The following is a 12,737-nucleotide window of genomic DNA, read 5'->3' on the forward strand; positions in this document are numbered from 1 at the left end:
ATGATCATCACGACTGAGCGCAAATATAAATCGCTAGATTTCCGGACCATATTGAAATGAAAAACTGGATGTTTTGACTTTAATAGTGAATGGAACTAAGGAATAACTTTTTTCGCATATAGTTTTCTGCGAATAGTTGAAAGGAATCACACTTACCCAAGATCGAGCAATGTCGAGGTAAGTTGGAGATTATAAGTAAATAAAAGGACAAAGTAGTTATTCGATAAGCATAGACGTTTTATCAATAACTGCCATTTAACTTGGAAGGATGTATCTATGGTAAGTAGAGAGCAAAGTACACAAGGATTGTACACTCCTGAGCTGGAGCATGATGCCTGTGGGATCGGTTTTGTTGCTCACTTAAAAAACCGCAAATCTCACGCTGTGGTAACACAAGCCCTCGATATGCTAGCTCGCATGGAACACCGTGGCGGTCAAGGCTGCGATCCTTGTAGCGGTGATGGCGCAGGTATTCTGCTGCAAAAACCTCATGAATTTCTTTTAGAAGAAGCCGTTAAGCTTGGCATTAAACTTCCGTCATTTGAAAAATATGGCGTAGGTGTTGTTCTGTTTCCAAAAGACGAACACAAGCGTCAACAATGTCGCGATATTTTAGAGCGTAATGCCAACCGCCTAGATTTAGAAATCTTAGGGTACCGTGTATTACCCGTCGACAATTCAATGATTGGCGAAGATCCACTGAGCACTGAACCTCAATTCGAACATGTATTTATCTCTGGTGGCGCAAGCATGACTCCAGAAGAACTTGAGCGTAAGCTTTATGTTCTACGTAATTACACGGTTCGCGTATGTTTAGAATCTGTGTCGAATATTGGTGATGATTTCTACATCAACTCACTATCGTATAAGACACTTGTGTACAAAGGCCAGCTAACGACCGATCAAGTACCTCAATATTTCTTGGATCTTCAGAATCCAACCATGGTAACGGCGCTTGCTTTAGTTCACTCACGCTTCTCAACCAATACATTCCCAAGATGGCGTCTGGCTCAACCATTCCGTTACATTGCCCACAATGGTGAAATTAACACCGTACGTGGCAACCTTAACTGGATGAAAGCCCGTGAAGCTATCTTAGAATCAGACCTATTCTCACAAGCTGAAATCGACATGCTATTGCCGATTTGTTCAGAGAATGGCTCAGATTCATCGAACTTTGATATGGCATTAGAACTGCTTGTTCTTTCTGGCCGTACCTTGCCACATGCTCTAATGATGCTTATTCCTGAAGCATGGCAAGAAAACAAAAACATGGATCCAGCACGTCGTGCCTTCTACCAATACCACGCTAACATCATGGAACCTTGGGATGGCCCAGCGTCTGTCTGTTTCACTGATGGTGTTCAAGTAGGTGCTACGCTTGACCGTAATGGTCTACGTCCATCACGCTATACCGTCACCAAAGATGATTTCTTAATCATGGCTTCGGAATCTGGCGCCGTTGAAATTGAACCGGAAAACATTGAATACCGTGGTCGCTTACAACCAGGTCGTATCTTTGTTGCCGATTTAGAACAAGGTCGCATCATTTCAGATGAAGAAGTAAAAGACACCATTGCTAACTCTCAGCCTTATGAGCAATGGGTAATGGATAACTTACTGACACTGAAAACGCTACCCGATGCCGACAACATGCATCATCAGCCATCACCGGCTCGTTTGTTGCAACATCAGCAAGCTTTCGGTATCACGTCTGAAGAAGTGAAAGAGATCATTCATGTCTTGGCTGAAACTGGTTATGAACCATTAATGTCAATGGGTGCAGACTGGCCGCTCGCTATTCTATCGCATCAATCACAGCATTTATCTCACTACTTTAAGCAATTGTTCGCGCAAGTAACCAACCCACCAATCGATCCGATCCGTGAGCGTATGGTGATGTCACTTAATACCTATTTAGGTCGTGACCACAACTTGCTATCTGAAACACCAGAGCATTGCCGTAAAGTAGAACTTGAGTCTCCTGTTTTATCGAATGATGAACTAGAGAAATTGCGTGCGATTGATAACGAGCACCTTCAAGCTAAAACACTGGATATCGTATTCCGTGCAACCGATGAAGCCGGTAAGTTAGAGCGCGCGCTGAAACGTATTTGCCAATACGCGGAAGACGCAGTGGTTGATGGTTACTCCATCATTCTACTAACAGACCGCGCCACCAACTCTAACCACGCGGCTATCCCTGCCATGCTTGCAGTGGGCGCGGTTCACCACCACTTAATCCGTAAAGGTTTACGTGCTAAGTGTGACATCGTGGTTGAGACAGGAGATGCACGTGAAACGCACCACTTTGCAACCCTAATCGGTTACGGTGCGAACGCAGTCAACCCATATTTAGTGACGGAAACCATTGTTGATCTTCAGAAGAAGAGAAAACTGGACCCTGAAGTCTCTACCGAAGATTTATTCAATAACTACCGCAAAGGCATCAATGCCGGTCTATTGAAAATTTTCTCTAAAATGGGTATTTCAACGCTGCAGTCTTACCATGGCGCTCAAATCTTTGAGGCACTTGGTATCAGTAAATCTGTGGTCGATAAGTACTTCACCGGTACCGTTTCTCGTATCCAAGGTTTAACCATCGATGACATCGCACGTGAAGTGTTGATCCGTCACCGTGTGGGCTACCCAACTCGCGAAATTCCACTGCAAATGCTGGACGTGGGTGGGGTTTACCAATGGAAACAACGTGGTGAAAAACACTTATTCAACCCTGAAACGATTTCATTGCTACAACAATCGACTCGTAATAAAGATTACGTTCAATTTAAGCAATATTCGAAAACGGTTGATGATCAAGGCGATAACGCAGCCACATTGCGTAGCCAACTAGACTTCATTAAAAACCCAGCAGGCTCTATTCCTCTAGAAGAAGTAGAACCAATTGAAAGCATCTTAAAACGCTTTGCAACCGGTGCAATGAGCTTTGGCTCTATCTCACACGAAGCGCACTCAACGCTGGCTGTTGCCATGAACCGCATTGGCGCAAAATCAAACTCAGGCGAAGGCGGTGAAGACCCAGTTCGTTTTGAGAAGAAAGCCAATGGCGACTGGGAACGTTCTGCGATTAAACAAATTGCATCAGGTCGTTTTGGTGTGACCTCTTACTACCTAACCAACGCTGATGAGCTGCAAATTAAAATGGCTCAAGGCGCAAAACCAGGTGAAGGTGGTCAGCTGCCAGGTGATAAAGTGGATGATTGGATCGGGGCGACTCGTCACTCGACTCCAGGGGTTGGCTTAATTTCGCCACCACCGCACCACGATATCTATTCAATCGAAGATTTGGCTCAGCTGATCTACGATTTGAAAAATGCCAACCGTGATAGCCGCGTAAACGTGAAGCTAGTATCGGAAGCCGGTGTCGGTACCATTGCCTCTGGTGTTGCGAAAGCAAAAGCAGACGTCGTACTTATCGCAGGTTTTGATGGTGGTACTGGTGCATCGCCAATGTCTTCAATTCGTCACACTGGCTTGCCGTGGGAATTGGGTCTAGCGGAAACACACCAAACATTACTGAAAAACGGCTTACGTAACCGTATCGTGGTTCAGTCTGATGGCCAAATGAAAACCCCTCGCGACCTTGCAATGGCAACATTACTTGGTGCCGAAGAATGGGGCGTGGCAACCGCAGCGCTTGTCGTTGAAGGTTGTATCATGATGCGTAAGTGTCATAAAAACACTTGCCCAGTGGGTATCGCAACACAAAACAAAACATTACGTGAGCGTTTCGATGGCCGCGTAGAAGATGTCGTGACTTTCTTCCAATACATGGCAGAAGGTTTACGTGAAATCATGGCTGAACTTGGTTTCCGTACGATTCAAGAGATGGTTGGTCAATCTCACAAACTGAAAGTGCGTGATGATATTCAACACTGGAAATATAAGAACTTGGATCTTTCTCCTGTTCTGCATATTCAACCACCTCGTGCTGAAGATGGCATTTACAACCAGAAGCAACAAAATCACGGTTTAGAAGCGGTTCTAGATCGCCAATTGATTGAAGTGGCACAACCTGCCCTCACCAAAGGTGAAGCGGTTGATGCTGAATTCCCAATCATCAATACCGACCGTAGTACAGGTACTATGCTATCGAATGAAATTTCGAAAGTGTATAAAGACCAAGGTCTACCACAACCAATGAACGTGAAGTTCAAAGGGTCTGCGGGTCAATCATTCGGTGCATTCTTGGCCAAAGGCGTTAAGTTTGAAGTCGAAGGCGATGCAAATGATTACTGGGGTAAAGGTCTATCTGGCGGCACACTTGTGCTTTACCCAGATGTGAAATCATCAATTGTGGCAGAAGATAACATCGTTGTAGGTAACGTTTGTTTCTACGGCGCAACTTCGGGTGAATCCTTTATTCGCGGTATGGCAGGTGAACGTTTCTGTGTACGTAACTCGGGTGCGCATGTTGTGGTTGAAGGTGTCGGTGATCACGGTTGTGAATACATGACTGGCGGTACTGCGATTATCCTTGGCTCAACAGGTCGTAACTTTGCCGCAGGTATGAGTGGCGGCGTTGCGTACGTATGGGATAAGAATGGCGACTTCAATAAGAAGCTAAATGCTGAACTTGTCGACCTAGATCCAATTGAAGCAGAAGATAAAGCCTTGCTAAAAGATATGCTGACTAAGCATGTTGAGTACACAGGAAGTACGGTAGCAAAAGCATTCCTAGCTGATTTTGATAACCATCTAACGAGCATGGTAAAAGTCATGCCACGCGACTACAAAGCCGTATTGCAAAAACGCAAAAAAGCCGTAAACAAGGAAGAGTTGGAGGCCGTAAATGGGTAAGCCTACTGGATTTTTAGAACATGGTCGTGAACTTCCAAAGAAAGTTGACCCAAGTGTTCGTATACAAGATAACAAAGAGTTCGTACTAGACGAGGAGTTTGGTGGCAAGATCAATACTCAAGCCTCTCGCTGTATGGATTGTGGTGTACCGTTTTGTCATAGCGGTTGTCCAATTGGTAACATCATCCCAGAATTTAACGATGCCGTGTATCGTGACAGCTGGGAAGAAGCTTGGAATATTTTAAGCAGTACCAACAACTTCCCTGAGTTTACCGGTCGTGTATGCCCTGCTCCTTGTGAGACAGCGTGTGTTCTTGGTATTAACCAAGATCCAATCACTATCTGTAATATTGAGAAAAACATCGTAGAGCGTGCTTATAAAGAAGGTTACGCCAAACCACGTAAACCACGTAGTCGTACTGGCAAAACTATTGCTATCGTAGGCTCTGGCCCTGCTGGTTTAGCGGCCGCTGAGCAATTAAACGCAGCCGGTCACTCAGTTACGGTTTATGAGCGTGATGAGAAAGTTGGTGGTTTACTGCGCTTTGGTATTCCTGACTTTAAACTCAGCATGGATGTGATTGATCGTAAAATCGATATCATGCGTGAAGCCGGTGTGAAATTTGAAGTCAATGCTCACATTGGTGTTAACGTCAATGCTTTGCAATTGCGTCAAGAATTTGATGTTGTCCTGTTAACTGGTGGCTCAACCGTACCTCGTGATTTACCAATCCCAGGTCGTGAGTTAAAAGGTGTTCATTTTGCGATGGAATTCCTTGGCCAAAATAACCGCCGCGCCAACAATATGGATCTTAAAGGTGAAGAAATTCATGCGAAAGATGATCATGTTGTGGTGATCGGTGGTGGTGATACCGGTTCTGACTGTGTGGGTACCTCTAACCGTCACGGTGCAGCAAGCATTACTCAAGTTGAGATCATGCCAGTACCACCGGGTCAACGTCCAAACAATCAACCTTGGCCTCAATATCCAATGATCATGAAAACAACATCTTCACATGAAGAAGGTTGTGAGCGTCATTGGAATATCCTCACCAAAGAATTTATTGGTGATGAGCAAGGTAATGTTACCGGTTTACGTATCGCCGACATCGTATGGCAAGATGCAAAACCAGGTGAACGTCCTGGATTTGATGAAGTAGCAGGCTCTGAGCGTGTGATCCCTTGTACTAAGGCTTTCTTAGCCATGGGCTTCTTACACCCAGAACCAACTGGTGTACTCGCGCAGCTTGATATCAAAATTGATGAGCGTGGTAATGTTGCAACCAATGGTTATGCAACCAACCAAAAAGGCGTGTTTGCGGCTGGTGATATGCGTACAGGTCAATCACTGGTTGTTCGTTGTATCAACGAAGGTCGTGAATGTGCTCGTGAAGTCGATGCTTATCTAATGGGTAATTCTCATTTAGAAGCTCGCGCTGATTCATTAATGAAGTCAGCTTAATTCTCTAAATAGAGTTTATAAGTTGTACTGGTAAAGCCCCGTTTATTCGGGGCTTTTTTATTGATCCTATAAAAGACAAATCACGTATCAATAAAATATATTTCGATAAAAGGCTATCAAAGATGCGAAAACTCAATACCTTAGCTATCTTTATATTATTTATTAGCTGTAGTCAGAGCCAAGCCATGGATAATCAAGACGCAAGCCAGAATACACCCGCTTTACTTTGCAGCTCCAAACCCAATTGTGTTTCAACTCAAGAGCTGAGAAGCGACTATCAAATAGCCCCCTTTCACCTCATCTCCGATACTATTTCTATTGATGATATAGAAAAAGTAGCACAGAGCTTAACCCGAACGAAAACGGTCAAGAAAACAGACACCACATTGCATCTTGAATCCACCAGCTTGGTGTTTCGCTTTGTTGATGATCTGCATATCGTTAAGCAAGGTGATGTATTGCAAGTTCGCTCAAAATCACGAACCGGATACTCCGACTTTGGCATTAATAAAAAGCGCACGGAAGAACTTCGCCAAAAGTTAATCGAAGCAAAACTACTAAAAACATCCACCTAACTCGTTATGTATTTTTTAGTAAAGCAAAATATCCTTGTGCTACAATCACGCCATCTTTTAGCACGATAAAATAGAGAAACAAAGTTATGAAAGTAGGCATCATTGGAGCAATGGAGCAAGAAGTCGCCATTTTAAAAGAAACTTTAGTTGGTTGTGAAAGCACCACAAAGGGAAATTGCACCTTCTACACTGGCACTATCAACGGTGTGAAAATCATTCTACTTCAATCTGGTATTGGCAAAGTTTCTGCCAGTATTGGTACAACTTTGCTTATTGAGTGCTTCGACCCTGACGTGATCATCAATACCGGTTCTGCTGGCGGGTTCGATTCTAGCTTGAACTTAGGTGATATTGTTATTTCAACCGAAGTTCGTCACCACGATGCTGACGTGACAGCTTTTGGTTATGAAATCGGGCAAATGGCGGGCCAACCAGCCTCTTTCGCTGCCGATCCAACCTTAATCGATATCGTTGAAAAAACCGCTGCAAACATGGCAGATACTCACTCAGTACGTGGCTTAATCTGTACTGGTGATGCTTTTGTTTGTACTCCTGAAAAACAAGCTTTTATCCGCGAGCACTTCCCAAATGTGATCGCAGTAGAAATGGAAGCATCAGCTATCGCTCAAACATGCCATCAGTTCCGTAAACCATTTGTTGTGGTTCGCGCCATCTCTGATGTGGCAGATAAGGAATCGCCGATGAGTTTTGAAGAATTCTTGCCACTTGCCGCTAAGCGTTCATCAGAAATGGTGATTAACATGTTAGGGCACATGAAGTAAGTCGAACCTGCTTTTTATTATCAATGGCGATGATGTTCGCCATTGATCTTCTCTTTCAACAAAGGATACAAAAGGAATGCCTTTCCTCCTTCTCTTTATTGTCAGCCTGTTACCTATCGCAGTGAACGCACACCCTATCGCGCAACGCATTATCACCCTCTCACCGCATGCTACCGAATTAGCGTATTCCGCAGGTTTAGGTTCAAAAATTATCGCGGTCAGTGAAGCCAGTGATTACCCTGAGGAAGCACAAAAAATAGAAACGGTCGCAAATTATCAAGGCATCAAATTAGAGCGTATTTTAGCGCTTAAACCCGATTTGGTGATAGCTTGGTCAAAAAGCGCCTATACTCGTGAAATGCAGCAACTGTCTCAATTTGGTATTCCTATTCTTTATTCTTCTATTCAAAGTTTAGATGACATACCAAATACTATTTTACGATTGAGCCAATGGGCTGAAGACCCAACGATAGGTGAAGAAAATGCGCTGCTTTTTCAAAAAACATTAACTCAATTACGCGACAAATATCAAAACGCTACGCAAGTTCGTTACTTTTTTCAATTAAGTCAAAAGCCCATCATTTCAGTAAGTGAACCAAACTGGCCAAGTGATATTTTTAGCGTTTGCGGTGGAAAAAACATATTAAGCCATGCTGCGGCGCCATATCCACAAGTAGGGTTAGAGCAACTGATTACCGCAAAGCCAGAGGTAATATTTACCACGAATAATGAGACAGCGAAAAATGCTCAATGGCGAAACTGGACACAAATTCCAGCAGTAGAGCACCAATTTATCTGGTCATTAAATGCAAATTGGATCAATCGCCCAACCATGAGAAGTTTAAAAGCCATCGATCAAGTATGCCATTATTTGGATACCGTACGTTCAAAAAAACCACAGAAATAATAAGCATACTTTTATTCAATCAATATTGCTTTCAAAGTGTTTATCCGTAAAATCTGCGCCTATTAGACTGGCCTATTATTAATTATCCATAAGACCCAAATTCAATGAACATTAGCTTACTGTATTGCTTTGATTTATTTGGTACCGCTATTTTCGCCATTTCAGGGGTATTATTAGCCGGACGCTTAAAAATGGATCCATTTGGCGTGATCGTTTTAGCCAGTGTTACCGCTATTGGTGGTGGCTCTATCCGAGACATGATGCTTGGAGCAACTCCGGTATTTTGGATCGTCGACAATAATTATTTATGGGTCATTTTCCTCACCTGCCTTGCAACCTTACTTTTAGTGAAGCAACCGAAACAATTACCTTGGTATATTTTGCCGGTGTGCGATGCAATAGGATTAGCTGTATTTGTGGGAATTGGTGTTGAAAAGACCATGAGGCTGCAAGATTCTATGATGATTGCGGTCATTATGGGTGTATTAACCGGCTGTGGCGGTGGCATTATCCGCGACATACTGGCACGAGAAATCCCAATGGTACTGCGTAGTGAAATTTACGCTATTGCTTGTATTGCAGGAGGGATCGTCCATACCACCTCTCTTTACTTTGGCATCAGCAGCCAGTCCTCTTTCTTATTGGGTGTCGTCACGACTCTAAGCATTCGACTTGCCGCTATTCGTTGGCACTTATCATTACCAACCTTGCATTTAAAAGGGTAATACTTCTTAGTTTTCAATTCTTGAAAGCATAAAAAAGCAAGATTCCGAATCATAATAGACAAGGAATCTCGCTTTTTTACTGCCTAGAAACTAGAGGTTCCCTCTAGTCCCTTGATTTACTTAATCGTAATACGAGCAAACTTACGCTTACCCACTTGGTATACCGCAGTACCTGATTCTGGGACAAACTTAGTATCTTCAATTTTGTCGCCATCCATCTTAGCCGCGCCTTGACGGATCATACGCATCGCATCGGATGTTGAGCCTACTAGTCCGGCATCTTTCAACACATTACCAATTGCCATACCTGCTTCAAATTCAAACTCAGGCATTTCATCAGGCATCGCACCTTTTTGGAAACGGTTAATGAACTCTTGTTCTGCGGCATCGGCATCTGCTTCACCGTGAAAACGAGCGATAATCTCTTTTGCTAATAAGATTTTCACATCTCGTGGGTTTTTACCCGCTGCCACGTCTGCTTTAAATTGCTCGATTTCTTCTAATGCACGGAATGAAAGCAATTCATAGTAGCTCCACATCAATACATCAGAAATCGACATGATTTTACCAAACATCTCACTTGGTGCTTCACTGACCCCAATGTAGTTATGAGCAGACTTAGACATCTTCTTCTCACCATCAAGGCCGACAAGCAAAGGCATCATCAACACAACTTGTGGTTTTTGACCATTAGCTTTTTGCAGTTCACGACCCATCAGTAAGTTGAATTTCTGATCAGTACCGCCAAGTTCCACATCCGTTTCCATCGCTACTGAATCGTAACCTTGCAGTAATGGATACATAAACTCATGGATAGCAATCGGTTGATTACCGGCATAACGCTTTTTAAAGTCATCACGTTCCAGCATACGAGCAACCGTTTGATTGGATGCTAAGCGGATCATACCTGCTGCGCCTAATTCATTTAACCATTCAGAGTTAAATTGAATTTTCGTTTTAGCTGGGTCTAAAATTTTAAAAACTTGTTGTTTATACGTTTCCGCATTAGCTAGAACATCTTCACGAGTTAAAGGAGGGCGCGTTGTGTTTTTGCCGCTAGGATCACCAACCATACCAGTAAAGTCACCAATCAAAAACGTCACTTCATGGCCTAACTCTTGAAAAGCACGTAATTTATTTAAAATCACGGTGTGGCCTAAATGGATATCTGGAGCCGTTGGATCGGCACCTAGCTTAATACGTAAAGGACGGTTTTCTTTTAATTTTGCAATTAGTTCTTCTTCAGGAATTAATTCTTCCACACCGCGCTTTATCTCAGCCAGTGCTGCTTCAATACTCGCCATTTAGGTTTTCTCCAAAAATTAGGCATAAAAAGTGTATCAAGACATGATACGCAATAGCGCCCTTTTTGGAAACCAGTTAGACTTACTCATCTTCTTTTTCAGGCGAATAATTGCCTTTTCACGCGAAAATTTTAGACCATGAAAGCATTCATCAATCAATTACCTGTAATTCATAAAATACTGATCAGTTTTATCAGCGCCTTAACCATCGTGGTGATCTTTGCTCTTCCTGATATCGACGATCTAGCAGAAAACGAGCCACGCTTAAAAGTTGGCAAACTCTATCCATTGGCAATCCCCAGCGATATTGTGACACACCAAGACCCACCTCGCGCATTTACAACGTGGGAAAACTACAGCGTAAAATCAGGAGAAAGCGCGGCAACCCTATTTAATCGCATCGGCTTATCTCCTCAATTATTGCATCAATTGGTTACTACCAACACAGAGATTGAATCTCAGCTATCTCGACTGCGTCCTGGCGATAAATTAAGCTTTGGATTTAATGGCGATCATGAATTAACTCAGATCATTCGCCCGCTTTCATCTTATGAATCCTTTCGTATTAGTAAAGTAAACGATACCTTTAAATCGCATATTGAGAAAAAAGAAATCAACCTTCACTACAATTATGCAGAAGCTACCATTACGTCAAACTTTTGGAATGCGGCAATCACCTCAGGTTTAAGTGCTAACCAAATCATGGGGTTAGCGGGAATTTTCGGTTGGGATGTTGACTTTGCACTCGACATCCGAGAAGGCGACCATTTTGAAGTGCTATATGAAGAACAATTTGTAGAAGGCAGAAAAATTGGGCGAGGTAATATCATTGCCGCGGTATTCACCAACCAAGGCAGCACCTTTAAAGCTATCTACAACCCTGAAGATGGCAATTATTACGATGAAAATGGACGAGCAATGAAAAAAGCCTTCTTGCGCTCACCGATTGATTTTCGCCGTGTAACGTCTAACTTCAACCCAACACGACGCCACCCAGTCACAGGTAAGATTGCCGCTCACCGAGGCACCGATTACGCTGCTCCAGTCGGCACTCCAATATGGGCAGCCGGTGACGGTGTGGTTGAAAAAGCAGGGTACAACCAATTTAATGGTAATTATGTTTTTATTCGCCACAGCAGCACCTATATCACTAAGTACTTACACATGAAAAAACGCTTGGTGAATACGGGACAAAGAGTGAAACAAGGCGATACGGTGGGAACTCTAGGAGGAACAGGCCGAGTGACTGGCCCTCATTTACATTATGAGTTCTTAGTCAATGGCATACATAAAAACCCACGTACTGTCGATTTACCGCAATCAAAATCACTAACAGGTAAGAAAAAAGATGATTTTATTCGTTTAGCCTCTAAAGAGCTGGCCAAATTAAAACGCTATAACCATTTATTGATTGCCAAAGAATAAAAACAAAAAAGCCCAGAGTAATCTGGGCTTTTTAACCAAGTTGGTTCGTACCGTTTACGCTAGTGACCTAACTTATCATTTATACGCTAAAGGACGCACCACAGCCACAAGTGGTCGTTGCATTAGGGTTATTCACAAAAAAGCGAGAACCTTCAAGCCCTTCCGTATAATCCACAACTCCACCGATTAGGTATTGCAAGCTCATAGGATCAACCACTAAGGTCACACCTTGCTTAACAATGGTCGTGTCGCCTTCATTCACTTTTTCATCAAAAGTAAAACCGTATTGAAAACCGCTACAGCCACCACCGGTGATGTATACACGAAGTTTCAAATCTGGGTTTTCTTCTTCCGAAATCAATATCTTCACTCGGGATGCTGCTGTATCCGAAAAAGATAGCGGTAATTGCTCATCGCTCATGACGACCTCTCTCATTAGCGTTAATACCAAGCCAGCTCAATGCTCACTTGATATGTTTAACTTGGGTAGAAACCACGCTCAATTGATTAAGAAATGGTTTTAGATGAAATGATTATCTAATACCTGACCTTATCGTTCAAGTATTCATCTACGTTAAGCGTAAATTAGATTTACTCAATAATCATTTCTTATTGATAGTGAACCTTATTCACACATTCTGTAGCACTTTTCTTATCTTGAAATGAGGAAGATATTGAGCTTAATGTGAAAATCCCCCCCGAAGTAAGTGCAAAATACCTCAACTTAGTTACAATG

At 42.9% G+C, this 12,737-nt stretch carries 9 protein-coding genes; 7 read left to right on the plus strand and 2 right to left on the minus strand.

The window, feature by feature from the left end; translation table 11 throughout:
* The first annotated feature begins 276 nt into the window (after positions 1 to 276).
* The 6 genes from gltB (at position 277) to A1QC_RS15200 (ending at position 9,272) form a co-directional block, all read left to right on the plus strand.
* Positions 277 to 4,821 carry a glutamate synthase large subunit gene (gene gltB / locus A1QC_RS15175; RefSeq protein WP_017023775.1) on the plus strand — a complete coding sequence of 1,515 codons (4,545 nt, stop codon included), beginning with the start codon at positions 277 to 279 and terminating at the stop codon, positions 4,819 to 4,821.
* A complete protein-coding gene (locus A1QC_RS15180) occupies positions 4,814 to 6,283 on the plus strand; it encodes a glutamate synthase subunit beta (protein ID WP_017023776.1) in 1,470 nt (489 codons plus the stop codon). The genes gltB and A1QC_RS15180 overlap by 8 nt, the downstream gene beginning before the upstream one ends.
* 185 nt (positions 6,284 to 6,468) lie before the next feature.
* Positions 6,469 to 6,858 carry a DUF1499 domain-containing protein gene (locus A1QC_RS15185; RefSeq protein WP_241796618.1) on the plus strand — a complete coding sequence of 130 codons (390 nt, stop codon included), beginning with the start codon at positions 6,469 to 6,471 and terminating at the stop codon, positions 6,856 to 6,858.
* 86 nt (positions 6,859 to 6,944) lie between these two features.
* Entirely contained in the window at positions 6,945 to 7,640 is a 696-nt protein-coding gene (mtnN, locus tag A1QC_RS15190; protein ID WP_017023778.1) for a 5'-methylthioadenosine/S-adenosylhomocysteine nucleosidase, read from the plus strand.
* Between the two features lie 76 nt (positions 7,641 to 7,716).
* Positions 7,717 to 8,547 carry a helical backbone metal receptor gene (locus tag A1QC_RS15195; RefSeq protein WP_017023779.1) on the plus strand — a complete coding sequence of 277 codons (831 nt, stop codon included), beginning with the start codon at positions 7,717 to 7,719 and terminating at the stop codon, positions 8,545 to 8,547.
* A 104-nt stretch (positions 8,548 to 8,651) separates the two neighbouring features.
* Complete coding sequence (locus A1QC_RS15200) at positions 8,652 to 9,272, plus strand: TRIC cation channel family protein (protein WP_017023780.1); 621 nt, start codon at positions 8,652 to 8,654, stop codon at positions 9,270 to 9,272.
* Positions 9,273 to 9,388: 116 nt separating this feature from the next.
* On the opposite strand, the gene tyrS is transcribed toward A1QC_RS15200, so the two are convergent.
* A complete protein-coding gene (gene tyrS / locus A1QC_RS15205; protein WP_017023781.1) occupies positions 9,389 to 10,576 on the minus strand; it encodes a tyrosine--tRNA ligase in 1,188 nt (395 codons plus the stop codon).
* Positions 10,577 to 10,714: 138 nt separating this feature from the next.
* Here tyrS and A1QC_RS15210 point away from each other — a divergent pair, with 138 nt between their 5' ends.
* The gene (locus A1QC_RS15210; protein ID WP_017023782.1) at positions 10,715 to 12,001 is read left to right on the plus strand and encodes a peptidoglycan DD-metalloendopeptidase family protein; all 1,287 of its coding nucleotides are present in this window, start codon (positions 10,715 to 10,717) and stop codon (positions 11,999 to 12,001) included.
* A 79-nt stretch (positions 12,002 to 12,080) separates the two neighbouring features.
* Here the strand turns inward: A1QC_RS15210 and erpA are convergent, their stop codons facing one another.
* Positions 12,081 to 12,422: an iron-sulfur cluster insertion protein ErpA gene (erpA, locus tag A1QC_RS15215; RefSeq protein WP_017023783.1), complete on the minus strand. Its 342-nt coding sequence runs from the start codon at positions 12,420 to 12,422 to the stop codon at positions 12,081 to 12,083.
* Between the last annotated feature and the right edge of the window lie 315 nt (positions 12,423 to 12,737).

This window comes from Vibrio rumoiensis 1S-45 (assembly GCF_000286955.2).
Taxonomy (GTDB): Bacteria; Pseudomonadota; Gammaproteobacteria; order Enterobacterales; family Vibrionaceae; genus Vibrio; species Vibrio rumoiensis_A.